Origin of the sequence: Roseomonas sp. OT10 (genome assembly GCF_020991085.1) — a bacterium.
GTDB classification, from domain to species: domain Bacteria; phylum Pseudomonadota; class Alphaproteobacteria; order Acetobacterales; family Acetobacteraceae; genus Roseomonas; species Roseomonas cutis.
The window spans coordinates 1,163,991-1,187,454 of the sequence record NZ_CP087719.1 but is presented as its reverse complement, the minus strand read 5'-3'; the positions used below and the strand labels follow the sequence as shown (position 1 = coordinate 1,187,454).

The window sequence follows — 23,464 nt, the reverse complement described above, 5'->3', positions numbered from 1 at the left end:
CGCCAGTCACACGGCAGGAAGAGGACCAGCCCTCTTCCTGATGGGTACTGTCGCGCCGCGGCTTTCGCATCGCAACGTGATTCCATGGCGGGTGCGGGCAAAAACAGCTTGGTACCGCTCTTTTTTGCATTCAATTTGAGCAACCGGCGGCATCATGACCACGATCCGCCTACCGGTCAGGCATCGCGAGCCAGCCGTGCCGGAAGGACAGCCAGTCGCTGCTGATGATCGCGTAGAGGCCCAGCCAGACCACCGTCGCCACGACCGTCGTCCACAGCACCTTCGACCATAGCCGCGGCCGGGCCGGGGCGCCGCGCCAGCCACCGGGCGTGCTGACGGCATCGGTATCCGGCTGCACCCCGAAGGGCAGGACCGCGAAGAGCACGGTCCACCAGACCAGGAAGTAGACGACGATCCCGCTGACCCACCCCATCTCTCACACCCGCAGCAGGTGCACGTCCACCATCGGACGCTTGCGCAGGCGGCGGCCGAGCGAGCGGCGCAGGGCCGTCCGGGCCGCCTCCCGCAGGGGGTCGTCATCCAGGCGGAGCGGGGTGGGCAGGTCGCCGATCGCCCGGGCCAGCTCCGAGGCGATCTCCGCCGGCTCGGCGTCGATCTGCTCGAACAGGCCGGGGGCGGAAACCTGCGGCTCTCCGCGCACCCGGCCGTCCCGGTCCACCGCCAGGGAGGCCACGACCACGCCGTTGAACAGCATGCGCCGGCGCGCCGCCAGCACCCCGCCTTCCAGCGGCAGCAGGCGGTCGCCGTCGATCGCAAAGCGGCCTGTCGGCACCGTGTCCACCACCTCCGGCGTGTTGCCGGACAGGCGGAGCACGTCGCCATCCTCGATCAGGATGGGCTTGGCACCGGCCTCCTGCGCCAGCTCGGCATGCTGCTCCAGGTGGCGCCATTCGCCGTGCACCGGCACGGCGATGCGCGGCTTCACCAGGGCGTAGAGCCGGCGCAGCTCGTCCCGCGCGGGGTGGCCGGAGACGTGCACCATGCGCTCGTCGGCGGTGATGACGCGGCAGCCGGCGCGGCGGAGGCGGTCCTGGACGCGCGCGATGGCACGCTCGTTCCCGGGGATCTGGCGGGAGGAGTAGATCACCGTGTCCCCCTCCCCCAGCGAGATCTGCGGATGGGTGTCGGCGGCGATCTTGGACAGGGCCGAACGCGGCTCCCCCTGGCTGCCGGTGCAGATCACCACCAGCGCGTCGTCGGGCAGGTAGCCCGCCTCCTCCTCCGTCAGGAACGGCGGGATGTCGGAGAGGTAGCCCGTCTCCCGCGCCGCCGCGTCCGCGTTGCGCAGGCTGCGGCCGAACAGGGCGACCTGGCGGCCGTTGGCCTCGGCGGCCTTGGCCACGGAATAGAGCCGGGCGACGTTGGTGGCGAAGCAGGTGACGGCGACGCGCCCCTTCAGCTCGCCGATCAGCGCCGTCAGCTCGCGCAGCACCTCGGCCTCGCTGCCGGAGGTGCCGTCGACCAGGGCATTGGTGCTGTCGCAGACCATCGCCAGCACGCCTTCCTGCCCCAGCGCGGCGAAGGCGGCTTCGTCCGTGGGCGGGCCGAGCAGCGGATCGGGATCGAGCTTCCAGTCCCCCGTGTGCATGACGATGCCGTGCCGGGTGCGGATGGCCAGCGCCTGCGCCTCGGGGACCGAATGCGCGACCCGCAGGAAGGTCAGGTCGAAGGGCCCCACGGCGAAGCGCCCGCCCGGCGGGACCGTGTGCAGCATGACCTGGTTCAGCAGACCGGCCTCCCCCAGCTTCCGGCGGAGCACCGCCGCGGCGAAGGGGCTGGCATAGACGGGACAGCGCAGGCTGGGCCAGAGATGGGCGACCGCCCCGAGATGGTCCTCATGGGCGTGGGTGATGACCAGGGCCTGCAGCTGGTCCTGCCGCTCGGCCAGCCAGGACGCGTCGGGCACCATCACCTCCGCCTCGGGCGTGTCGCTGCCGCCGAAGCCGATGCCGCAATCCACGGCCAACAACGCCTGGTCGCAACGGTAGACATTCAGGTTCAGGCCGATCTCCCCGGTCCCCCCGAGGGGGATCAGGGCCAGGTCGCCGGAGTTCAGGGGCATGTGTTCTCGTTCTTCATGGTCCCCCGCCCGTCAGTCCGCATCATGTCTCAGCATCTCGGGCAGGGTGGTCCGATGGAAGATGGGCGTGGGATTGCGATCCGCCAACAGGCGCAGCCCGTCCAGGGTGATGTCCGCATCGGTGCGGTCGATGATGGTCGTGCCCTCGGCGAAGAGGGGGGCGAGGCCGCCCGTGGCGATCACCTTCAGCGGCGCGCCGTACTCGCCCCTGATCCGGCCCACGATCCCCTCGATCAGCCCGACATAGCCCCAGAAGACGCCCGACTGCATGGCGGGCACCGTGTCGCGCCCGATCACCGCCTGCGGCCGGCCGATGCCGATGCGCGGCAGGCGGGCGGCCGCCTTGTGCAGCGCCTCGATGGACAGGTTCACCCCCGGGGCGATGACGCCGCCGAGATAGGCGCCATCCCCGTCCACCACGTCGAAGGTGGTGGCGGTGCCGAAATCGATCACCACGAGCGGCCCGTGGTAGTGGCGGTGGGCCGCCAGGGCGTTCAGGAGGCGGTCGGCGCCGACCTCCTTCGGGCGGTCCACCTTGATCTCGAAGCCCCAGTCCAGCCCGGCCCGGGCCACCAGCGGCTCGCAATGGAACCATTCCCGGCTCAGCCGGCGCAGGTTGTAGAGGGCGGCGGGCACGACCGTGCCGATCGCGCAGCGCGTCACCTCGCCGGCGGGGATGCCGGCATGCTGGAACAGGCTGTAGAGCCAAGGTCCGTACTCGTCGCTGGTCCGGTCGGCACGGGTGGCGATGCGCCAGCGGCCGCGCCATTCCGTGCCGTCATGAACGGCGAAGACGACATTCGTGTTGCCCGCATCGACCGCCAGGAGCACGCGTTCCGTTCCCTTCACACCCGCCTGCGGGGACAGGATGCCCGCCCGGTTCCGGCCGGGCGCGCGGGCCGCTGGACCAGATCCCGGATCGTTCCCCGATCGCGCGATGCAGGGTGTCGGCCGGTCGGGCCGCAAGCCGTCACGCTCTAACCGGTCAGTTCCCCGCTGGCAACGAGCGTGACGCCGCCGGCGGTGTCGAGTTGCAGCGCGCCATCCTCCGCCAGCCCGGCGAAGCGGCCGCGCCGGTCGGGCTGCCCGGCCGTGCCCCGCAAGGCAAGGGGCGTGCCGATCGGGGGCCCGAAGCGCAGCCAGGCGTCGCGCACCGGGCCGAACCCCTCCCGCGCCAGGCGCCCGCGCCAGTGGTCGAGGCGTTGCAGCACCGCCCGGGCCGCCGCCTCCGGCGATGGCGGGACGATCCCCGCCATGGCGAGGCTCGCGGTCGGCCGGTCCGGCAAGGAGGGCGCCGCCGCAAGGTTGGCGCCGATGCCGATCACCAGCCAACCCGGCACGCCGCCGGCCCCGGGCCCGGCCTCGACCAGGATGCCGGCGCACTTCCTGTCGTCGAGCAGCAGGTCGTTGGGCCATTTCAGCCGCAGCCGTGCCGGCGCGGCCAGGAAGCTGCCCAACGCCTCGGCCAGCGCCACCCCGGCCAGGAGGGACCAGCGCGGCATCTCGCGCAGCGGGGTCTGCGGGCGGAGCAGCAGGGAAAGCGACAGGTTGCCGGCGGGCGCCGTCCAGCTCCGGCCCTGCGTGCCGCGCCCTGCGGTCTGGCGCAGGGCCAGCACCGCCAGCCCCTCGGGCTCCCCCGCCTCGGCCCGGGCGGTCAACAGGGTGCTGGTGCTGGGCAGGCTGTCATGCACCTCCAGCCGCCAGGGGGGCGGCCGGGGTGACGACAGGTCGTCGGGAAGCCGGGGCTGCGTCGCCCCGGCCGCCGGGAGGCTCATCCGACCAGCGCGGCCACCGCCGCCTGCACCGCCGCCAGCACCGGCGCCGGGAAGGCGAAGAACACGACGTTCAGCAGCCCCGCCCCGGCCATCAGCATGCCGACGCCGACAGGCCGCGCGTCCAGCGCCCCAGCCGCCTCGTCGAAGTACATCACCTTCACGATGCGCAGGTAGTAGTAGGCGGAGACCACGGAGGTCAGCACGCCGATCACCGCCAGCGTCCAGTAGCCCGCCTGCACCGCGGCCAGGAAGACGTAGAGCTTGCCGAAGAAGCCGGCGAGCGGCGGGATGCCCGCCATGGAGAACATGAAGATCGCCATGGCCAGCGCCATGCCGGGATCGGTGCGGCCCAGCCCGGCGAGGTCGTCGATGGACTCCACCGCGCGGCCGTTGCGCCGCATGGAGACCAGCACGGCGAAGACGCCGATGTTCATGACCAGGTAGATGGCGAGGTAGAGCAGCAGCCCGCGCACGCCGACCTCGGAGGCGACGGCGAGCCCCATCAGCAGGTAGCCGACATGGCCGATGGAGGAATAGGCCATCAGCCGCTTGATGTTGCGCTGTCCGATCGCCGCCAGCGCCCCCAGCAGCATCGACAGGATGGAGGCCAGGACGATCACCTGGCTCCATTCCGCGGCGAGGTCGCCGAAGGGACCGACCACCACGCGGGTCAGCAGCGCCACGCCGGCCACCTTCGGCGCCGAGGCGAAGAAGGCGGTCACCGGCGTCGGCGCGCCCTCGTAGACGTCGGGCGTCCACATGTGGAAGGGCACGGCCGAGATCTTGAAGGCCAGCGCCGCCACCACGAAGACCAGCCCCACCACCACGCCGGCGGAGACGCCCTCCGGGTCGGTCAGCGCCTCGGCGATGCGGTCGAACTGCGTCGCGCCGGAGAAGCCGTAGATCAGGCTGGAGCCGTAGAGCAACAGGCCGGAGGCCAGCGCCCCGAGCACGAAGTACTTCAGCCCCGCCTCGGCCGAGCGGACGTTGTCCCGGTCGAAGGCGGCGACGACGTAGAGCGAGAGCGAGAACAGCTCCAGCCCCATGTAGAGCGCCATCAGGTCGCCGGCCGAGAGCATGACCATCATGCCCAGCGTGGCGGTCAGGATCAGCAGCGGGTACTCGAAGCGGGCGATCCCCTGCTTCGCGTTCCAGTCCAGCGCCAGCAGCAGGCTGGCGGCCGCGCCCAGCAGCACCAGCACCTTGGTGAAGCGGCTGAAGGCGTCGGAGACGTACTGGCCGCCGAAGGCCACGCCGTCCGACTGGCCCAGGGTGAGCATGGCCACGACCAGGAGGGCACCCATCGCCCCCATCGTCACGGCGAAGCTGGTGTCCTTCTTCGGGATCACGCCCACGAGCAGGAGCACCAGGGTGGAGACCGCCAGGACGATCTCCGGCAGGGACAGGGCCCAGTTCATCGCGTCACATCCCCGCCAGGCGCACGGCGGCCAGCGCCGCCTCGTGCCGGCCGACCAGGGCCGCCACGCTCGCCTCGAAGAACTGCAGGAAGGACGAGGGATAGACCCCCATCCAGAGGGTGAGCAGGATCAGCGGCGCGAAGGTCGCGTATTCCCGCGGCGAGAGGTCCAGCAGGCTCTTCAGGTCCTCGCGCGAGATGCGCGAGAAGATCACCCGCCGGTAGAGGTAGAGCATGTAGGCCGCGCCCAGGATCATCCCCATCGCGCCGCCCACCGCGACCCAGGGGTTCACCCGCCACGCCCCGGTCAGCACCAGGAACTCGCCGGGGAAGCCCGCGAGGCCGGGCAGCGCGACCGAGCCCATGGTGAACAGCATGAAGACCAGCGCATAGGCAGGCATGATCTTCGCCACCCCGCCGTAGCGCGCGATCTCGCGCGAGTGCACCCGGTCGTAGAGCACGCCGACGCAGAGGAAGAGCGCGCCCGAGACCACCCCGTGGCTGAGCATCTGGAACAGCGCGCCCGAGATGCCCTGCTGGTTGAAGGTGAAGAGGCCCATGGTGACGATGCCCATATGCGCCACCGAGGAGTAGGCGATGAGCTTCTTCATGTCCTCCTGCGCCAGCGCCACGAGGCTGGTGTAGACCACCGCCACCACGGAGAGCGCGAAGATCATCGGCGCGAAGAACTGCGACGCCTCCGGCAGCAGCGGGATGGAGAAGCGGATGAAGCCGTAGGCCCCCATCTTCAGCAGCACGCCGGCCAGGATCACCGAGCCCGCCGTCGGCGCCTCCACATGCGCGTCCGGCAGCCAGGTGTGGACGGGCCACATCGGCACCTTCACCGCGAAGGCGGCGAAGAAGGCGAGGAACATCCACATCTGGGTGGGGCGCGGGATCACGAGCTCGGCCAGCGCCGTCATGTCCGCTGTCCCCGCCTGGTACCACAGGGCGAGGATGGCCAGCAGCATCAGCACGGAGCCGAGCAGCGTGTAGAGGAAGAGCTTGAAGGCGGCGTAGACCCGCCGCGCCCCGCCCCAGACCCCGATGATGAGGAACATCGGGATCAGCACGCCTTCGAAGAAGACGTAGAACAGGACGATGTCCAGCGCGCTGAACATGCCCACCATCATCGTCTCCAGGACGAGGAAGGCGACCATGTAGTCGCGCACCCGCTTCTGCACGCTCTCCCAGGAGGCGAGGATGCAGATCGGCGTCAGCAGGGTGGAGAGCAGCACGAAGAGGACGGAGATGCCGTCCACGCCCATGTGGTAGCTGAGCCCGAACTCCGGCAGCCAGTCGACCCGCTCGACGAACTGGTAGTCGGCCGAGTTCGGGTCGAAGCGGAACCAGAGGATCAGCGACAGGGCCAGCACGATCAGGCTGGTCCAGAGCGCCGCCCAGCGCGCGTTGGAGGCGACCACCACCTCCTCCCCGCGCACGAACAGGATCGCCGCCGCCCCCGCCAGGGGCAGGAAGGTGAGCAGAGAGAGGAGCGGGAAGCCCGCGGCGTTCATCACAGGACTCCCGCGAGGAAGATGGTCACGAAGAGGACGAGCCCCGCAATCATCACGAAGGCGTAGTTGGCGAGCTTGCCGGTCTGAATGCGGACCGCCCCGCGCGAGGCCTCAACCGTCAGGGCGGCGGCGCCGTTGGGCATGCCGTCGATGATCTGCGCGTCGCCCACCTTCCACAGCACCCGCGCCAGCCGGCGGGCCGGACGGACGAAGAGGACGTCGTACAGCTCGTCGAAGTACCACTTGTTCAGCAGGAAGCGGTACACCGCCGGGAAGGCCGCCGCGATCTTCCCGGGGATCGCCGGGAAGAACATGTAGAACAGGTAGGCGAGCGCGATGCCCGCCACCCCCATCACCGTCGGCGCCAGCGGCACCCATTCAGGCACCTCATGCATCGCGTGCATGATGTGGTTGTGCTCGCCGTTCACGATCGAGCCGTGCCAGAACTCCTCCCAGTGGTGGCCCACGAACAGGTCGTAGAACACGCCGCCGGCGAAGATCGCGCCCACCGCCAGGACCAGCAGCGGGATCAGCATCACCGGCGGGCTCTCATGCACGTGCTCCATCACGTGGTGGTCCGCTCGCGGCGCGCCGTGGAAGGTCAGGATCATCAGGCGCCAGGAGTAGAAGGCGGTCAGGAAGGCCGCGATCATGCCCATGACGAAGGCGTAGGTCCCCACCCCGCTATGCGCGGCGAAGGCGGCCTCCAGGATCGCGTCCTTGGAGTAGTAGCCGGCGAACCAGGGGATGCCGGCCAGCGCCAGGTTGCCGATCCACATCACCGCGTAGGTGATCGGGATCTTGGTCCAGATCCCGCCCATGCGCCGGATGTCCTGCTCGTCCGACATGGCGTGGATGACCGAACCCGCGCCCAGGAAGAGCAGCGCCTTGAAGAAGGCGTGGGTGAAGAGGTGGAAGACCGCCACCTGATAGGCGCCGACCCCGGCCGCGAAGAACATGTAGCCGAGCTGGGAGCAGGTCGAGTAGGCGATGATCCGCTTGATGTCGTTCTGCACGCAGCCGATCGTCGCGGCGAAGAAGGCGGTCGAGGCGCCGACGACGGTGACGATGGCCAGCGCGGTCGGCGCGTGCTCCATCACCGGCGACATGCGCGCCATCAGGAAGACGCCCGCCGTCACCATGGTCGCCGCGTGGATCAGGGCGGAGACGGGGGTCGGGCCCTCCATCGCGTCCGGCAGCCAGGTGTGCAGGCCGAGCTGCGCGGACTTGCCGCAGGCGCCCAGGAACAGCAGCACCCCGATCACCTCCAGCACCGGCATGCCGCCGATGGTCATCGGCTGGACGTGCTCGACACTGGCGAAGATGTCGTTGAAGGTCAGGGAGCCGAAGGACCAGAAGGTCAGCGCCATGGCCATCATGAAGAACAGGTCGCCGACGCGGTTGACGATGAAGGCCTTCATCGCCGCGCGGTTCGCGCTCTCGCGGTCGTACCAGTAGCCGATCAGCAGGTAGGAGGCGACGCCCACCCCCTCCCAGCCGAAGAACAGCTGGACGAGGTTGTCCGCCGTCACCAGCATCAGCATGGCGAAGGTGAAGAGCGAGAGGTAGGCGAAGAAGCGCGGGATCGTCGCGTCGTGCGACATGTACCCCACGCTGTAGATGTGGATCAGGGTGGAGATGAAGGTCACCATCCCCACCATCACCGCCGCCAGCGTGTCGTAGCGCAGCGCCCATTCGACGTGCAGCGTGCCGACCTGGATCCAGTCGGCGATCACCACCGTGGTCGGCTGACTGTGCAGCGCCACCTGCCAGAAGGCGGACACGCCGCAGATGGCGGCCAGCACCATGCAGAGGACGGAGGCCCACTGCGCGGCCTTGTCGCCGATCCAGCGCCCCAGGAAGCCCGCGATGCAGGACCCCAGCAGCGGGAAGAAGACGGCCCCGACGAACATGCCCCTAGCCCTTCAGGGTGGAGACATCCTCCACCTCGATGCTGCCGCGGTTGCGGAAGTAGATGACGAGGATCGCCAGGCCGATCGCGGCCTCGGCGGCCGCGACGGTCAGGATGAACATCGCGAAGACCTGGCCCGTCAGGTCGCCCAGCGAGGCGGAGAAGGCCACCAGGTTCAGGTTGACCGAGAGCAGGATCAGCTCGACCGACATCAGGATGACGATGACGTTCTTCCGGTTCAGGAAGATGCCGAAGACACCCAGCACGAACAGGATGGCGCCCACCGTGAGGAAGTGGGGAAGGCCGACGGCCAGCATCTCAGTGGTGCCCCCCATGCCCGTGGTCGTCGTCATGGCCATGGCCGTGATGCGCGACCTCCTTCGGCTTGTCCTTCGGCTCGGGCGGCAAGCGGCGCAGGATGCCCAGATCCTTCAGCCCGACGCCGGTCGGCACGGACTGGAGCTCGACCTTCTCGGCGCGGGCGACCTGGGCCGCGATGTCCTGCCGGCGGGTGCTGACGCGGTCGCGGTGGGTCAGGACGATGGCGCCGATCATCGCGACCAGCAGCACCATGCCCGCCGCCTGGAACAGGTAGATGTAGTCCGTGTACAGGATGTGGCCCAGCGCCTGGGTGTTGGTCATCCCCGCGGGCGTCGGGTTCAGGCGCAGCGCCTCGGCCCCGCCGCTGAACTGCCAGGCGCCGAGGACCAGGATCAGCTCCAGGAACAGGATGCCGCCGACCACCGCGCCGATCGGGGCGTAGCGCTGGAAGCCCTCGCGGAGCTGGCTGAAGTCCACGTCCAGCATCATCACCACGAAGAGGAACAGCACCGCGACGGCGCCCACGTAGACGATGACCAGGATCATCGCCAGGAACTCGGCGCCGGCGATCAGGAACAGCGCCGCCGCGTTGAAGAAGGCGAGGATCAGGAAGAGCACGCTGTGCACGGGGTTGCGGCTGGTCACCACCATGACGGCGGAGGCGATCAGCACCGCCGCGAAGGCGTAGAAGGCGAGGCCCGCGATCATGGACATGACCTTTCCGGGGTGCGCTGCATGGGGTGGTCCGTCGGTTCCTGGCCGGGCGGGGGGCGCCCGGCCATATGGTCAGCGATAGGGGGCGTCGAGCCGGAGCCGCTCGGCGAGCAGCGGCTCCCAGCGGTCGCCGTTCGCGAGCAGCTTCTCCTTCTGGTAGATCAGCTCCTCCCGTGTCTCCGCGGCGAATTCCAGGTTCGGCCCCTCGACGATGGCATCCACCGGGCAGGCCTCCTCGCAGAGGCCGCAATAGATGCACTTCGTCATGTCGATGTCGTAGCGCGTGGTGCGGCGTGACCCGTCCTCGCGCGGCTCGGCCTCGATGGTGATGGCCAGCGCCGGGCAGATCGCCTCGCACAGCTTGCAGGCGATGCACCGCTCCTCCCCGTTCGGATAGCGCCGCAGCCCGTGCTCGCCCTTGAAGCGGGGCGAGAGCGGCTGGCGCTCATAGGGATAGTTCAGCGTGTACTTCGGCTTGAAGAAGGCCTTCAGCGTCAGCCACATCCCCGAGGCGATTTCCGCCAGCAGGAAGGACCGCGCCAGCCGGTCGAGCGTCGCCATGTCGTTATGCCTTCTCGGCGCGATGCCAGGGGGTCGTCGTGGTCATGCCGGCAGCGATCCGAAGACCTTCAGCGCCGTCGCGGTCAGCACCAGCCAGACCAGCGAGAAGGGCAGGAAGACCTTCCAGCCCAGCCGCATCAGCTGGTCGTAGCGGTAGCGCGGGAAGGTGGCCCGCACCCAGACGAAGACGAAGAGGCAGAAGCAGATCTTCAGGATGAACCAGAGCGGCCCGGGCACCCAGTTCAGCGGCGCCACGTCCAGCGGCGGGTACCACCCCCCCAGGAAGAGGATGGTGGTCAGTGAGGACATGAGGATCATGTTCGCGTACTCGCCGAGGAAGAACAGCCCGAAGGACATGGAGCTGTATTCCACGAAGAAGCCCGCCACCAGCTCGCTCTCGCCCTCCGGCAGGTCGAAGGGCGCCCGGTTCGTCTCCGCCAGGATGGAGATGAAGAAGATGATGAACATCGGGAAGAGTGGGATGACGAACCACAGGTCCCGCTGTGCCCGCACGATGTCGGTGAGGTTCAGCGAGCCCACGCACATCAGCACGGTGACCATCACGAAGCCCATCGAGACCTCGTAGGACACCATCTGCGCCGCCGAGCGCAGCGCGCCGAGGAAGGCATACTTCGAGTTCGACGCCCAGCCCGCGATGATGATGCCGTAGACGCCGAGGGAGGAGATGGCGAAGAGGTAGAGCACGCCGACATTGATGTCCGCGATCGCCCAGCCGTCGTTCACCGGAATCACCGCCCAGGCCAGCATGGCCAGGACGAAGGTGATCATCGGCGCCATCAGGAACAGCACCCGCGACGCGCCGGAGGGGATCACCGTCTCCTTGGTGAGCATCTTCAGCGCGTCGGCGAAGGGCTGCAGCAGGCCGAAGGGCCCGACCACGTTGGGCCCCTTGCGGCGCTGCATCGCCGCCATGACCTTGCGCTCGCCATAGGTCAGGTAGGCCACCGCGATCAGCAGCGGCACCAGCAGCGCCAGGGTCTGCGCGACCGTGATCGAGAGGATCCCGATCGGGGTGGAGAGGAAGCCGTCCATCCCGCCTTACTCCGCCGCCAGCAACGTGGGCGCCGCGTCCTGCCGGGTGCGGCTGCACTCCGCCATCACCTCGCTGGCCCGGCTGATCGCATCCACCCGGTAATAGTCGGCGATCGGCAAGGCGAAGGGCTCCCCCCCCACCGATCCGCCGCCCGCCGGCCCGGCTGCATCGGCGCAGCCCGCCGCCGGCACCGCGTCCAGCGTTCCGAAGACCGGGTTCGCCGCCACCAGCGCCTCGCGCAGCGCGGGCAGGTCGTCATAAGGCAGCGGCCGGCCGAGCACGCCGCTCAGCGCCCGCAGGATCGCCCAGTCCTCCCGCGCCTCGCCCGGCGGGAAGACGGCGCGGCGGCCGAGCTGGACCCGGCCCTCCGTGTTCACGTAGGTCCCGTCCTTCTCCAGATAGGTGCAGCCGGGCAGCACCACATCCGCCTTCACCGCGGCGCGGTCGCCGTGATGTCCCTGGTAGACGACGAAAGTCCCCTCGCCGATCAGCGACGGGTCGAAATTGTCGGCGCCGAGCAGGAACAGCACATCCACCCCGCCGCCGAGCATGGCGCCGAAATCCTTGCCGCCATCCTTCGGCAGGAAGCCGAGATCCAGCGCCCCCACCTGGCCGCCGAACTGGTGCAGCAGGTTGAAGCCGTGCCACTCCGGCGTCAGCGCACCCAGCCGCTGCGCCAGCGCCCAGGCCCCCGCCAGCACCGCCGCGCCGTCCGGCCGCGCCAGCGCGCCGCGGCCCAGCAGCACCAGCGGGCGCTTGGCGTTGCGCAGGACCTTGGCGAAGGCTCCCTCCCCGTCCTCCACCCCGTCCAGCGCGGCGAAGTCGGCGCCCAGATGCGTGGCGCCATAGGTCAGGTCGAGCCCGGCCGGGCCGACATAGCCGACCTCCATCTTCCCGCTCAGCCAGCGCTTGCGGATGCGCGCATTCAGCACCGGCGCCTCGTGGCGCGGGTTGCTGCCGATGATCACCACCGCATCCGCCTGCTCGATGCCGGCGATGGTGCTGTTGAACAGGTAGAAGTCACGGCGCGAGGCGTCGATCGCCGCCCCGTCCTGGCGGCAGTCGAGGTTGCCCGAGCCCAGCGAGGCCATCAGGTCGCGCAGCGCCAGCAGGCTCTCCGCATCGGCGTGGTCGCCGGCCAGCGCGCCGATCCGCTCGCCCGGCGCGCCGTTCAGCCGCGCGGCGATGGCATCGAAGGCCTCCTGCCAGCTCGCCTGGCGGAGCTTGCCGTCGCGCTTCACCCAGGGACGGTCGAGCCGGCGGTGCTTCAGCCCGTCATGCGAGAAGCGCGAGCGGTCGGCGAGCCACTCCTCGTTGACGTCGTCGTTGATGCGCGGGGTGATGCGCAGCACGTCCGGGCCGCGCGCGTCGATGCGGATATTGGCCCCCACCGCGTCCATCACGTCCACGCTATCCGTGTGCGTCAGCTCCCAGGGCCGCGCCGTGAAGGCATAGGGCCGGCTGGTCAGCGCGCCGACCGGGCAGATGTCGATCAGGTTCCCCGCCAGCTCGGTGGAGAGCGTCTTCTCGACATAGGTGCCGATCTCCATGCTCTCGCCGCGGCCGGTGGCGCCCAGCTCCGGCACGCCGGCGATCTCGGTGGAGAAGCGGATGCAGCGGCTGCACTGGATGCAGCGGTTCATCACCGTCTTCACCAGCGGACCGATGAACTTGTCCTTCACCGCCCGCTTGGCCTCGCCGAAGCGGCTGTGGTCCAGGCCGTAGGCCATGGACTGGTCCTGCAGGTCGCACTCGCCGCCCTGGTCGCAGATCGGGCAGTCCAGCGGGTGGTTGATGAGCAGGAACTCCATCACCCCGCGCCGCGCCTTCCGCACCAGCGGGCTGTCGGTCATGATCTTCATGCCGTCCATGACCGGGAAGGCGCAGGAGGCCACCGGCTTCGGCGACTTCTCCACCTCGACCAGGCACATGCGGCAGTTGCCGGCGATCGACAGGCGCTCGTGGTAGCAGAAGCGCGGGATCTCCTTCCCCGCCATCTCGCAGGCCTGCAGGGCGGTCACGCCCAGCGGGACCTCGATCTCCGCGCCGTCGACGGTGACCTTGATGACCTTCACGTCGCTCATCGGATCACTCCGCCGCCAGGGGGAGGGAAGTGGGGGGCATCGGGGTGGCGGAATGCTTCGCCTTGTACTGGGCGATGCGCTCCTCCATCAGCGGGCGGTAGTGCCGGATCAGCCCCTGCACCGGCCAGACGCCGCCATCGGCCAGCGCGCAGATGGTGTGGCCCTCGATCTGCCGGGTCACCTCCTCCAGCACGTCGATCTCGCTCACCTCGGCGCGGCCCTCGACCATGCGCAGCATCATCCGGTTCACCCAACCCATGCCCTCGCGGCAGGGGGTGCACTGGCCGCAGCTCTCGTGCTTGTAGAACTGCGACAGGCGCTGGATCGCCTTGATGATGTCCGTGCTCTTGTCCATCACGATCAGGCCCGCCGTGCCCAGGCCCGACTTGTGCTCGCGCAGCGCGTCGAAATCCATCAGCACGTCGTCGCAGATATGCTTGGGCAGCAGCGGCGTGGAGGAGCCGCCGGGGATGACGCAGAGCAGGTTGTCCCAGCCGCCGCGCACGCCGCCGGCATAGCGCTCGATCAGCTCGCGCATCGGGATGCTCATCTCCGCTTCCACGTTGCACGGCTTGTTCACGTGGCCGGAGATGCAATAGACCTTGGTGCCCTGGTTCTTCGGCCGGCCGAAGCCCGCGAACCACGCCCCGCCACGGCGCAGAATGGTCGGCGCCACCGCGATGGTCTCGACGTTGTTCACCGTGGTCGGGCGGCCGTAGAGGCCCATCGCCGCCGGGAAGGGCGGCTTCAGGCGCGGCATGCCCTTCTTGCCCTCCAGGCTCTCGATCAGCGCCGTCTCCTCGCCGCAGATGTAGGCGCCCGCGCCACGATGGATGTAGACGTCGAAGTCGTAGCCCGAGCCGCAGGCGTTCCTGCCGATCAGCCCGGCCTCGTAGGCCTCGTCCACCGCCGCCTGAAGCACCAGGCTCTCGTTGTAGTACTCGCCGCGATGGTAGATGTAGGCCGCCGTCGCGCCCATGCCGACGCCGGCCAGCAGGCAGCCCTCGATCAGCTTGTGCGGATCGTGGCGGATGATGTCACGGTCCTTGCAGGTGCCCGGCTCGGACTCGTCACAGTTGACGACGAGATAGACGGGGTTGCCGTCGGACTGCTTGGGCATGAAGGACCACTTCAGCCCGGTCGGGAAGCCGGCGCCACCGCGGCCGCGCAGGCCGGACTGCTTGATCTCCTCGACGATCCAGTCGCGCCCCTTGGCGATGATCGCGGCCGTCCCGTCCCAGTCGCCCCGCTTGCGCGCGGCGTCCAGGCCCCAGTGCTCCAGCCCGTAGAGGTTGGTGAAGATGCGGTCCTTGTCGGAGAGGGCCATCCTACTTCTCCTCCTCCGTGCCGGTCAGCACCATCGGCCCGCCCTCCGGCGCGCTGGTCTGCCGCCCGATGGTGGAGCCGATCGGTGGCCGCACGCCGTTCTTCAGCGATTCGAGGAGCTGGACGGTGCGGTCGTAGTCCAAATCCTCGTAGTAGTCGTCGTCCACCTGGAGGATCGGCGCATTCACGCAGGCGCCCAGGCACTCCACCTCAGTCAGGGTGAACAGCCCGTCCGGCGAGGTGTCGCCATAGTCCTTCAGGTGGCCGTGGTCCTTGCAGGCGCGCAGCACCTCGTCCGAGCCGCGCAGCCAGCAGGGGGTCGTGCCGCAGACCTGCAGGTGGTAGCGCCCGATCGGCTTGGTGTTGAACATGAAGTAGAAGGAGGCGACCTCGTAGACGCGGATCGGCGGCATCCCCAGCCGCGCGGCCACCGCATCCATCGCCACCTTCGGCAGCCAGGCGCTGCCCGTGTCGCGGCCCATCTGCTTCTGCGCCACGTAGAGGACGGGGATCACCCCGCTGGCCTTCTTCTCCTCGGGGTAGCGGGCGAGGATCGTGGCGATCTTCTTTTCGCTGTCCGCGTCGAAGGCGAAGCTCGCCGGGGCCTCCGGCGCGACGAAGGCCTTGCCGATCGCGTGGGTCGCACCCTCGTGCGAATGGTCGCTCACCGGTCGATCTCTCCGAACACCACGTCGAGGCTGCCGACCACCGCCACCGCGTCGGCCAGCATGTGCCCCTTGCTCATCACTTCCGTCGCCTGAAGATGGGCATAGCCCGGCGAGCGGATCTTGCAGCGGTAAGGCTTGTTGGTGCCGTCCGACACCAGGTAGACGCCGAACTCGCCCTTCGGCGCCTCGACCACCGAATAGGTCTCCCCCGCGGGCACGTGGTAGCCCTCGGTGTAGAGCTTGAAGTGGTGGATCAACGCCTCCATCGAGCGCTTCATCTCCGCGCGCTTCGGCGGCGCGATCTTGTTGTCCGCGATCTTGATCGGCCCCTGCGGCATCTCGCGCAGCGCCTGGCGGATGATCTTCACGCTCTCGCGGCACTCGGCCACGCGGACCAGGTAGCGGTCATAGCAGTCGCCGTTGCGCCCGACGGGGATGTCGAAGTTCATCCGGTCGTACACGTCGTAGGGCTGCTGCTTGCGCAGGTCCCAGGCGCAGCCGGAGGCGCGCAGGCAGGGGCCGGAGAAGCCCCAGGCCATCGCCTGCTCGGCGGACATGATGCCGATGTCGACGGTGCGCTGCTTGAAGATGCGGTTGCCCGTCAGCAGCCCTTCCAGCTCGTCCATGAAGCCGGGCAGCTTCTCCGCCCAGGCATCGATCCGCTCCGCGAGGCCGGCCGGCAGGTCCTTCGCCACGCCGCCAGCGCGGAAGTAGTTCACATGGTAGTGGCTGCCCGCCACCGCCTCGTAGAACTCCAGCGCGCGGTCGCGCTCCTCGAAGCCCCAGAGCGCGGGGGTGATGGCGCCGCAGTCCAGCGCGAAGGTCGTCAGGTTCAGCAGGTGGTTCAGGATGCGGGTGACCTCGCTGAACATCACCCGGATGTACTGCGCCCGCTCCGGCGCCCGGATGCCCAGCAGACGCTCCGTCCCCAGCGCGAAGGCGTGCTCCATGCACATGGGGCTGACGTAGTCGAGGCGATCGAAATACGGGTTCGCCTGCATGTAGGTCTTGTGCTCGATCAGCTTCTCGGTGCCGCGGTGCAGCAGCCCGACATGCGGATCGGCGCGCTCCACCAGCTCGCCCTTCATCTCCAGGATGAGGCGCAGCACGCCATGCGCGGCAGGGTGCTGCGGGCCGAAGTTGATGGTGTGGGAATCGCCCTCGAAGGTGACCGTCGTGGTGGCCGGGTCGGGGCGTGCCTCCCCGCCCGAGGCGGAGGGGATCGGATCGGTGGTCAGGCTCATGGGGCGGGCTTCTCCGCGTCCGGCGGGCCGGCGATGCGGTTCAGATGGACCTTCTCATCGCCCGGCAGGGTGGTCATCCCCTCCCAGGGAGAGAGGAAGTCGAAGTCGCGGAACTCCTGGGTGAGCTGCACGGGGCCGTAGACCACCTCGCGCCGCTCCGGGTCGTAGCGCAGCTCGACATGCCCGGTCAGCGGGAAGTCCTTGCGCAACGGATGGCCCTGGAAGCCGTAGTCGGTGAGCAGGCGGCGCAGATCCGGCTGGCCGTCGAAGACCACGCCGTACATGTCCCAGCACTCGCGCTCGAACCAAGTCGCGGTCGGCCAGAGCATCGCCACGCTCGCCACCGGAGTCGCCTCGTCGGTGGTGGTGGTGATGCGGACGCGGTGGTTGTGCGACAGGCTGAGGAGGCACCAGACCACCTCGAAGCGCTCGGCCCGGTCGGGCCAGTCCACCGCCGTCAGCTCCATCATCTGCTCGAAGGCGAAGCGCGGGTCGTCGCGCAGCAGCAGCATCACCGGCAGCACGGCGTTGCGGTGGATGGAGACGGAGAGCTCGCCGATGCGCGAGACCTTGGCCTCCAGCACCGCGCCCTGCGGCGCGGCGGCGGCGATGGCCGCGCCCAACTCGGAAAGGGTCATGCCGGTATCAGCCACGGAGGATGGTCCCCGTGCGGCGGATCTTCTTCTGCAGCTGCATGATGCCGTAGACCAGCGCTTCCGCGGTGGGCGGGCAGCCGGGGACGTAGACGTCCACGGGCACGATGCGGTCGCAGCCGCGCACCACGCTGTAGGAGTAGTGGTAGTAGCCCCCGCCATTGGCGCAGGAGCCCATGGAGATGACCCAGCGCGGCTCCGGCATCTGGTCGTAGACCTTGCGCAGCGCGGGGGCCATCTTGTTGGTCAGCGTGCCCGCCACGATCATCACGTCCGACTGGCGCGGCGAGGCGCGCGGGATGATGCCGAAGCGGTCGAGGTCGTAGCGCGCCATGTAGGCGTGGATCATCGGAACGGCGCAGCAGGCGAGGCCGAAGGTCATCGGCCAGAGCGAGCCGGTGCGCGCCCAGTTCACGACCTTGTCGAGATTGGCGACGACGAAGCCCTTCTCCTCGATCTCGCCGGTGATGCCGCGCACGACGGCATCCTGGGCCGGACCGGGCGGCAGCGCCTCCCGGTTCCAGGCGATGGACTGATCGCTCATCCAGCCTACTCCCAGTCCAGGGCGCCCTTGCGCCACTCATAGATGAACCCGACCGTCAGGATGCCCAGGAAGCCCATCATCGACAGGAAGCCGACCCAGCCGATGCCGTTCAACGACACGGCCCAGGGAAAGAGGAAGGCGACCTCGAGGTCGAAGATGATGAACAGGATGGCGACCAGGTAGAAGCGCACGTCGAAGCGGCGCCGCGTGTCGTCGAACGGCTCGAAGCCGCACTCATAGGCGGAGAGCTTCTCCGCGTCCGGCTTCTGCGTCCCGGCCAGCAGCGCGCCGCCGACCATCGCGATCGAGATGACTCCCGCAATGGCCAGGAAGACGAGGATGGGGAAGTACTCGGAAAGCAGCGGCTGCGTCATCAATCCGTTCCATCGCCGGCGGCGCCGCGGCCGTGACGCACCGCAGCGTGCGGGGAACATACAGCCGCCCGCCACGGGCCGCTATAGCGTCCGGGCGGGTCCAAGCTTCTGAAAACGCAAATGGGGGCGATGCGAGGCACCGCTTACCGAGTTGTTGAGAATGCCTTGCAAAAACGGGCAAGGGAAGCCCCTTTCGGCAAAACCGTCGCCGGCAGGCATGCAAAGGGCCGGCGCCGCCCCGAAACGCGCGAAAGCCGGCTCACCCTGGGCGAACCGGCTTTCAAGCGACATGCGATCTGAAGTGGCGCGAGTGACGGGGCTCGAACCCGCGACCTCCGGCGTGACAGGCCGGCGCTCTAACCAACTGAGCTACACCCGCGCAGCGCGGCGGTCTTTACGGGCGGCCCCGCCCCCTGTCAACACGCCCCCGGCGCCGGAATCTCACCACCGCCCAAAGGCAGGCGCGTTGGCCCAGCCACCATCATGCGGCCCTCCCCAGGGCCCGACCGGAGAGCCCATGCCCCAGCCCCAGACCGGCGGCGCGATCCAGCCGGACCAGGCGCTGGCGGCCCAGGCCGCGCGCGTCTCCTCCCGGCGCAGGGTCAGTTCCTGCGCGAAGCGGCGCTCGTCGCGCAGCGCACGGTCGACCTCCGCGAGGTCGCGGCGGGCCTGCGCATCGCCCTGCTCCGCCGCCCGCGAGAGCCAGCTGCGGGCTTCCTGCAAGTCCTGGCCCATCTCCTCCAGCCCGGTCATGTAGAGACGGCCGACGGCGCGCTGGGCCCGGACGTTCCCGCCATCCCCGGCGCGACGCATCCACTGCAGGGCGTCGTAGGGAGAGCGCGCCACGCCGTCGCCGCGGAAAACCATCTGCCCGAGCGCGTACTGCGCCTCCGGCACGCCGCCCCGCGCCGCGACCGTGAGCCACCGCGCAGCCTCGGTCGAATCGCGGGACACCCCCCGGCCCTCGAGATAGGCGAGGCCCAGATTGGCGGCGGACGGCGCATGCCCCGCCTCGGCCGCCTGCCGCGACAACTCCAGCGCCCGGCGGCGACCACCCGGTGCGGCGCCCCGCTCGGCCAGGGTCGCGAGTCGCCAACTCGCCCAGGGGTTCCCGGACGCGGCCGCCTGCTCATAGGACCGCGCGGCCGCGGCCGGGCTGCGCGGCACCCCGCCCAGCCCGAATTCCTGCGCCTGCCCCAGCTTGTAGGCCGCCACCGGATCACCCGACGCCGCGGCGGCGCGCAGGCCGGCGGGGTCCTCCCCGGCATAGCGGTTCGGGTCCTCCTGCCGCTGCGCTTCGCCGCCATCGAGCACCGCCGTGTTCAGGCCGCTCGGCTGGGCCCGGCAGGCCTCGCCGGCGCGGCAGACGACGACCTCGGGGCCGAAGCCGCCGGGCCGGCCCTGGGCGCAGCCGCCCAGGGCCAAGCCCAGCCCGAGGAGGAGGGAGCCCAGTTCCGGGCGGCGGAGCATGGCCTCAGTTCACCCGCAGCCGCCCGCCCCGGCCGAGCCCACCGCGCACGTCCTGCGCCCGGTAGTTCTGCAGGGCGACCACCATCTTGTTGTAGGCGTCCACGAAGGCCGCCACCGTCGCCTGCCCCGCCGGCGTGCGCTGATAGCCGCCCAGGGCCCCTGCCGCACCGCCGCCGAAGCCGGCCAGGGTGGCGCCGAAGTTGGACGCCGTGGCGGATCCCTCCGAGGCGGCGATCTGGACGCCGGCCCGCATGTCGAAGATGGACATGGTCACCTGGGTCGCGGAGGTGGACATCGCCGCCCCCGCCAGGCCGAGGCCGAATCCCGTCCAGCCGCCGATCCCGGCCCCCAGGCCACCGATATTCTGGTCGGAGAAGAGGATGGCCGGCTCCATGAAGTAATCGGCCGCCACGCGCTGGCCACGCTGCATGTTGGAGCCTGCGCGGAACTCGCCGCTGTCGCGCATGTCGCTGACCATGCCACGCATCCGGCTTTCCAGCCGGCTGTTGCCCATGGCCGTGATGACGAAGCAGTTGGACTGCTGCACCACCAGCCGGACCATCGGCTCGATCGTCGTGATCTGGGTCTTGGCCGTGAAGGGGCCCCACCAGCCAGCCTGGCGGCCATCATCGATGGCGATGGTGCCGAGGGTCTCCGGGCAGCGGACGATGCTTCCGCCGACGCTGGTGCTGCCGCCCGCCGCACCCGTGACCGGCCCGCTGGCACCACCCTGCTGGATGCAGCCGCCCAGAGTCACGCCGGCGAGAAGCAGCATCCCACTCCGGAACTTCATCACACATCATCCCGCGCCTTGTCCCGCCGACCTCCGGCGACACTTCGGCCTCATCTCACATCGTTTGAGGTGTCGGGACAACCGCGTATCCTGGCGGGAGACGGATGGCCGGAAATGGAATGGGCGCTGACGGATTCGAACCGCCGGCATCCTCGGTGTAAGCGAGGCGCTCTACCGCTGAGCTAAGCGCCCGGGCCGGTGTCGTTATGACGCGGAGCAACCCCCGGCAAAAGAGGGCCGGGAGAGACGGCCCGCGCGTCGGCGGGCCAGCCGCCGATGGCGGCCCGCCAGGATGCGGCCGGAAGCCCGGACAGGGCTTCCGGCACGTCGCCGGTTCAGTGCGGCAGGGCAGGCTGGCCGGGGCCCTGGCCGGGCTTGGCCGGCGGAACCTCCGCCTCCTCCTCCCACTCGATGGCTTCCGGTTTCCGGACCAGCGCCTGGGCGATCACCTCGTCGACATGCGAGACGGGGATGATCTTCAGGAACTTCTTCACGGATTCGGGAATCTCCGCGAGGTCCTTCTCGTTCTCCTTCGGGATGAAGACGGTGGTGACACCGGCCCGCATCGCCGCGAGGAGCTTCTCCTTCAGCCCGCCGATCGGCAGCACCCGGCCGCGCAGCGTGATCTCGCCGGTCATCGCCACGTCCTTGCGGACGGGGATGCCCGTCATGATCGAGACCATCGCCGTCGCCATGGCGATGCCCGCGCTCGGCCCGTCCTTCGGCGTCGCCCCTTCCGGCACGTGGACGTGGATGTCCCGCTTCTCCAGGAAGTTCGGCTTGATCCCGAACTGGATCGAGCGGCTGCGGACATAGGACAGGGCGGCGGAGACGCTCTCCTGCATCACGTCGCCCAGCTTGCCCGTGTGCTTCACCGCGCCCTTGCCCGGCAGCAGCACCGCCTCGATGGTCAGGATCTCGCCCCCCACCTCCGTCCAGGCGAGGCCGGTGACGGCACCCACCTGGTCGTCCAGCTCCGCCTCGCCATAGCGGTACTTCTTGACGCCCGCGTACTTCTCCAGGTTCTTGCGGGTGATCGCGACCTTCTTGGCCTTGCCCGTCACGATCTCCCGCACCGCCTTGCGCGCCAGCCCGCCCAGCTCCCGCTCGTAGGAGCGGACGCCCGCCTCGCGCGTGTAGTAGCGGGCGAGGTCGAGCAGCGCCTCGTCGGTGATGGACCACTCGCCGGGCTTGAGGCCGTTCGCCTCCGTCACCTTGGACATCAGGTGCCGCTTGGCGATCTGGATCTTCTCATCCTCGGTGTAGCCGGGGATGCGGATGATCTCCATGCGGTCCAGCAGCGGCTGGGGCATCTTCAGCGAGTTGGCGGTCGTGATGAACATCACGTCCGACAGGTCGTAATCCACCTCCAGGTAGTGGTCGGCGAAGGTCGCGTTCTGCTCCGGGTCCAGTACCTCCAGCAGGGCGGAGGACGGGTCGCCGCGCCAGTCGGCGCCGAGCTTGTCGATCTCGTCCAGCAGGAAGAGCGGGTTGGAGGTCTTCGCCTTCTTCATCCCCTGGATGACCTTGCCCGGCATGGAGCCGATGTAGGTCCGCCGGTGGCCGCGCACCTCCGCCTCGTCCCGCACGCCGCCCAGCGACATGCGCACGAAGTTGCGGTTCGTCGCCTTGGCGATCGACTTGCCCAGCGAGGTCTTGCCGACGCCCGGGGGGCCGACGAGGCACAGGATCGGACCCTTGATCTTCTGGCTGCGCGACTGCACCGCCAGGTATTCCAGGATACGCTCCTTGACCTTCTCCAGCCCGTAGTGGTCCGCGTCCAGGACCTGCTCGGCCGCGTTCAGGTCGTTCTTGACCTTGCTCTTCTTCTTCCAGGGGATGGAGAGCATCCAGTCGAGATAGTTGCGCACCACCGTCGCCTCGGCGGACATGGGCGACATGGTCTTGAGCTTCTTCAGCTCCGCCATCGCCTTGTCGCGCGCCTCGGCCGTGAACTTGGTGGCCTTGATCTTGGCCTCCAGCTCGGCGGTCTCGTCCTTGCCTTCCTCGCCCTCGCCCAGTTCCTTCTGGATCGCCTTGAGCTGCTCGTTCAGGTAGTACTCGCGCTGCGTCTTCTCCATCTGCCGCTTGACGCGGTTGCGGATGCGCTTCTCCACCTGAAGCACGCCGATCTCGCTCTCCATGTGCGCGAAGACGCGCTCCAGGCGGGCGGGGACGGCGGTCGTCTCCAGCAGCTCCTGCTTCTCGCTGATCTTGAGGTTCAGGTGGCTTGCCACCGTGTCGGCCAGCTTCGCCGTGTCCTCGATCTGGTTGATCGAGACCAGCACCTCCGGCGCGATCTTCTTGTTCAGCTTGATGTACTGCTCGAACTGGGTGACGACGCTGCGGGCCAGCGCCTCCAGCTCCTTCGGGTCCTTCGCCGGTGCCTCGGCCTCGTCGATCGGCGCGGCATAGGCCTCGAAATGGGTCTTGGTCTCCTTCCAGCCGGCGACCTGCGCGCGGCGGCCGCCCTCGACCAGCACCTTCACGGTGCCGTCGGGTAGCTTGAGGAGCTGCAGCACCGTGGAGACGGTGCCAACCTCGTACAGGTCCTTCTCCTCGGGGTCGTCCTGGGAGGCGTTGCGCTGGGCCAGCAGAAGGATCTGCTTGTCCTCCCGCATCACGGCCTCCAGGGCGCGGACGGACTTCTCGCGGCCGACGAAGAGGGGAACGATCATGTGCGGGAAGACGACGATGTCCCGCAGCGGCAGTACGGGCAGCAGTTCGCCGCGAAGGGTTTCCGTCATGGGACCTCACTGAGACAGTCAGCGCCGGACCGCCCAGGCCACCAGGAGAGGATCCGGTGACCCCTAGCGGCACGGTTCCGGCGCCACGGGATGGAGGAGAGATGGGATGCGGCGCCGCGTCGGACAAGAAGCCGGACCGGGGCGGTCCGGATTGCAGCCGGAGCGGGGCCCGGCCATGCGCCGGGCACG

At 69.2% G+C, this 23,464-nt stretch carries 21 protein-coding genes and 2 tRNA genes; all 23 read right to left on the bottom strand.

The annotated features are described in order from the left end of the window. Positions 1 to 169 precede the first annotated feature (169 nt). A complete protein-coding gene (locus tag LPC08_RS05445) occupies positions 170 to 433 on the bottom strand; it encodes a DUF1467 family protein (RefSeq protein ID WP_230451711.1) in 264 nt (87 codons plus the stop codon). 3 nt (positions 434 to 436) lie between these two features. Further along, entirely contained in the window at positions 437 to 2,083 is a 1,647-nt protein-coding gene (locus LPC08_RS05440; protein WP_230451710.1) for a ribonuclease J, read from the bottom strand. A gap of 30 nt (positions 2,084 to 2,113) precedes the next feature. Continuing rightward, a complete protein-coding gene (locus tag LPC08_RS05435) occupies positions 2,114 to 2,932 on the bottom strand; it encodes a type III pantothenate kinase (RefSeq protein ID WP_230451709.1) in 819 nt (272 codons plus the stop codon). 146 nt (positions 2,933 to 3,078) lie between these two features. Continuing rightward, complete coding sequence (locus LPC08_RS05430; RefSeq protein ID WP_230451708.1) at positions 3,079 to 3,876, bottom strand: biotin--[acetyl-CoA-carboxylase] ligase; 798 nt, start codon at positions 3,874 to 3,876, stop codon at positions 3,079 to 3,081. Next, positions 3,873 to 5,294, bottom strand: a complete 1,422-nt coding sequence (gene nuoN, locus LPC08_RS05425; RefSeq protein WP_230451707.1) for an NADH-quinone oxidoreductase subunit NuoN — start codon at positions 5,292 to 5,294, stop codon at positions 3,873 to 3,875. The genes LPC08_RS05430 and nuoN overlap by 4 nt, the downstream gene beginning before the upstream one ends. A gap of 4 nt (positions 5,295 to 5,298) precedes the next feature. Then, positions 5,299 to 6,810, bottom strand: a complete 1,512-nt coding sequence (locus LPC08_RS05420; RefSeq protein WP_230451706.1) for an NADH-quinone oxidoreductase subunit M — start codon at positions 6,808 to 6,810, stop codon at positions 5,299 to 5,301. Beyond that, complete coding sequence (gene nuoL / locus LPC08_RS05415) at positions 6,810 to 8,723, bottom strand: NADH-quinone oxidoreductase subunit L (RefSeq protein WP_230451705.1); 1,914 nt, start codon at positions 8,721 to 8,723, stop codon at positions 6,810 to 6,812. Before nuoL ends, LPC08_RS05420 begins: the two co-directional genes overlap by 1 nt. 4 nt (positions 8,724 to 8,727) lie before the next feature. After that, positions 8,728 to 9,039: an NADH-quinone oxidoreductase subunit NuoK gene (gene nuoK, locus LPC08_RS05410; protein WP_230452995.1), complete on the bottom strand. Its 312-nt coding sequence runs from the start codon at positions 9,037 to 9,039 to the stop codon at positions 8,728 to 8,730. A 1-nt stretch (position 9,040) separates the two neighbouring features. Beyond that, positions 9,041 to 9,751, bottom strand: a complete 711-nt coding sequence (locus LPC08_RS05405) for an NADH-quinone oxidoreductase subunit J (RefSeq protein WP_370643345.1) — start codon at positions 9,749 to 9,751, stop codon at positions 9,041 to 9,043. A gap of 78 nt (positions 9,752 to 9,829) precedes the next feature. Further along, on the bottom strand, positions 9,830 to 10,318 hold the full coding sequence (gene nuoI, locus LPC08_RS05400; protein WP_230451703.1) for an NADH-quinone oxidoreductase subunit NuoI: 489 nt from the start codon (positions 10,316 to 10,318) through the stop codon (positions 9,830 to 9,832). 42 nt (positions 10,319 to 10,360) lie between these two features. Next, positions 10,361 to 11,371, bottom strand: a complete 1,011-nt coding sequence (nuoH, locus tag LPC08_RS05395) for an NADH-quinone oxidoreductase subunit NuoH (RefSeq protein ID WP_230451702.1) — start codon at positions 11,369 to 11,371, stop codon at positions 10,361 to 10,363. Positions 11,372 to 11,377: 6 nt separating this feature from the next. Beyond that, entirely contained in the window at positions 11,378 to 13,456 is a 2,079-nt protein-coding gene (gene nuoG / locus LPC08_RS05390; protein ID WP_230451701.1) for an NADH-quinone oxidoreductase subunit NuoG, read from the bottom strand. A gap of 4 nt (positions 13,457 to 13,460) precedes the next feature. After that, positions 13,461 to 14,783: an NADH-quinone oxidoreductase subunit NuoF gene (nuoF, locus tag LPC08_RS05385; RefSeq protein ID WP_230451700.1), complete on the bottom strand. Its 1,323-nt coding sequence runs from the start codon at positions 14,781 to 14,783 to the stop codon at positions 13,461 to 13,463. 1 nt (position 14,784) lies between these two features. Continuing rightward, positions 14,785 to 15,414: a complex I 24 kDa subunit family protein gene (locus LPC08_RS05380; protein ID WP_230452994.1), complete on the bottom strand. Its 630-nt coding sequence runs from the start codon at positions 15,412 to 15,414 to the stop codon at positions 14,785 to 14,787. Positions 15,415 to 15,446: 32 nt separating this feature from the next. After that, positions 15,447 to 16,694 (bottom strand): NADH-quinone oxidoreductase subunit D, encoded by a 1,248-nt coding sequence (locus LPC08_RS05375; RefSeq protein WP_230451699.1) that lies wholly within the window; start codon positions 16,692 to 16,694, stop codon positions 15,447 to 15,449. Continuing rightward, positions 16,691 to 17,332 carry an NADH-quinone oxidoreductase subunit C gene (locus LPC08_RS05370; RefSeq protein ID WP_230451698.1) on the bottom strand — a complete coding sequence of 214 codons (642 nt, stop codon included), beginning with the start codon at positions 17,330 to 17,332 and terminating at the stop codon, positions 16,691 to 16,693. The genes LPC08_RS05375 and LPC08_RS05370 overlap by 4 nt, the downstream gene beginning before the upstream one ends. Positions 17,333 to 17,339: 7 nt before the next feature. Then, complete coding sequence (locus LPC08_RS05365) at positions 17,340 to 17,891, bottom strand: NuoB/complex I 20 kDa subunit family protein (protein ID WP_230451697.1); 552 nt, start codon at positions 17,889 to 17,891, stop codon at positions 17,340 to 17,342. A gap of 5 nt (positions 17,892 to 17,896) precedes the next feature. After that, positions 17,897 to 18,265: an NADH-quinone oxidoreductase subunit A gene (locus tag LPC08_RS05360; protein WP_230451696.1), complete on the bottom strand. Its 369-nt coding sequence runs from the start codon at positions 18,263 to 18,265 to the stop codon at positions 17,897 to 17,899. Positions 18,266 to 18,567: 302 nt separating this feature from the next. Continuing rightward, positions 18,568 to 18,644 (bottom strand) — tRNA-Asp (locus tag LPC08_RS05355). Between the two features lie 62 nt (positions 18,645 to 18,706). Beyond that, positions 18,707 to 19,735 carry a tetratricopeptide repeat protein gene (locus LPC08_RS05350; protein ID WP_230451695.1) on the bottom strand — a complete coding sequence of 343 codons (1,029 nt, stop codon included), beginning with the start codon at positions 19,733 to 19,735 and terminating at the stop codon, positions 18,707 to 18,709. A 4-nt stretch (positions 19,736 to 19,739) separates the two neighbouring features. Continuing rightward, positions 19,740 to 20,528: a CsgG/HfaB family protein gene (locus tag LPC08_RS05345; protein ID WP_230451694.1), complete on the bottom strand. Its 789-nt coding sequence runs from the start codon at positions 20,526 to 20,528 to the stop codon at positions 19,740 to 19,742. Positions 20,529 to 20,648: 120 nt separating this feature from the next. Beyond that, a tRNA-Val gene (locus tag LPC08_RS05340) sits at positions 20,649 to 20,720 on the bottom strand. Between the two features lie 143 nt (positions 20,721 to 20,863). Beyond that, complete coding sequence (gene lon, locus LPC08_RS05335; RefSeq protein WP_230451693.1) at positions 20,864 to 23,275, bottom strand: endopeptidase La; 2,412 nt, start codon at positions 23,273 to 23,275, stop codon at positions 20,864 to 20,866. Positions 23,276 to 23,464: the final 189 nt, after the last annotated feature.

Excerpts from the sequence above, each read along its gene's own strand:
- LPC08_RS05445 (WP_230451711.1), bottom strand. The coding sequence starts at position 433 with ATGGGGTGGGTCAGCGGGATCGTCGTCTACTTCCTGGTCTGGTGGACC.
- LPC08_RS05440 (WP_230451710.1), bottom strand. The coding sequence starts at position 2,083 with ATGCCCCTGAACTCCGGCGACCTGGCCCTGATCCCCCTCGGGGGGACC.
- LPC08_RS05430 (WP_230451708.1), bottom strand. The coding sequence starts at position 3,876 with ATGAGCCTCCCGGCGGCCGGGGCGACGCAGCCCCGGCTTCCCGACGAC.
- nuoN (WP_230451707.1), bottom strand. The coding sequence starts at position 5,294 with ATGAACTGGGCCCTGTCCCTGCCGGAGATCGTCCTGGCGGTCTCCACC.
- LPC08_RS05420 (WP_230451706.1), bottom strand. The coding sequence starts at position 6,810 with ATGAACGCCGCGGGCTTCCCGCTCCTCTCTCTGCTCACCTTCCTGCCC.
- nuoL (WP_230451705.1), bottom strand. The coding sequence starts at position 8,723 with ATGTTCGTCGGGGCCGTCTTCTTCCCGCTGCTGGGGTCCTGCATCGCG.
- nuoK (WP_230452995.1), bottom strand. The coding sequence starts at position 9,039 with ATGCTGGCCGTCGGCCTTCCCCACTTCCTCACGGTGGGCGCCATCCTG.
- LPC08_RS05405 (WP_370643345.1), bottom strand. The coding sequence starts at position 9,751 with ATGATCGCGGGCCTCGCCTTCTACGCCTTCGCGGCGGTGCTGATCGCC.
- nuoI (WP_230451703.1), bottom strand. The coding sequence starts at position 10,318 with ATGGCGACGCTCGACCGGCTGGCGCGGTCCTTCCTGCTGGCGGAAATC.
- nuoH (WP_230451702.1), bottom strand. The coding sequence starts at position 11,371 with ATGGACGGCTTCCTCTCCACCCCGATCGGGATCCTCTCGATCACGGTC.
- nuoG (WP_230451701.1), bottom strand. The coding sequence starts at position 13,456 with ATGAGCGACGTGAAGGTCATCAAGGTCACCGTCGACGGCGCGGAGATC.
- nuoF (WP_230451700.1), bottom strand. The coding sequence starts at position 14,783 with ATGGCCCTCTCCGACAAGGACCGCATCTTCACCAACCTCTACGGGCTG.
- LPC08_RS05375 (WP_230451699.1), bottom strand. The coding sequence starts at position 16,694 with ATGAGCCTGACCACCGATCCGATCCCCTCCGCCTCGGGCGGGGAGGCA.
- LPC08_RS05370 (WP_230451698.1), bottom strand. The coding sequence starts at position 17,332 with ATGACCCTTTCCGAGTTGGGCGCGGCCATCGCCGCCGCCGCGCCGCAG.
- LPC08_RS05365 (WP_230451697.1), bottom strand. The coding sequence starts at position 17,891 with ATGAGCGATCAGTCCATCGCCTGGAACCGGGAGGCGCTGCCGCCCGGT.
- LPC08_RS05360 (WP_230451696.1), bottom strand. The coding sequence starts at position 18,265 with ATGACGCAGCCGCTGCTTTCCGAGTACTTCCCCATCCTCGTCTTCCTG.
- LPC08_RS05350 (WP_230451695.1), bottom strand. The coding sequence starts at position 19,735 with ATGCTCCGCCGCCCGGAACTGGGCTCCCTCCTCCTCGGGCTGGGCTTG.
- LPC08_RS05345 (WP_230451694.1), bottom strand. The coding sequence starts at position 20,528 with ATGAAGTTCCGGAGTGGGATGCTGCTTCTCGCCGGCGTGACTCTGGGC.
- lon (WP_230451693.1), bottom strand. The coding sequence starts at position 23,275 with ATGACGGAAACCCTTCGCGGCGAACTGCTGCCCGTACTGCCGCTGCGG.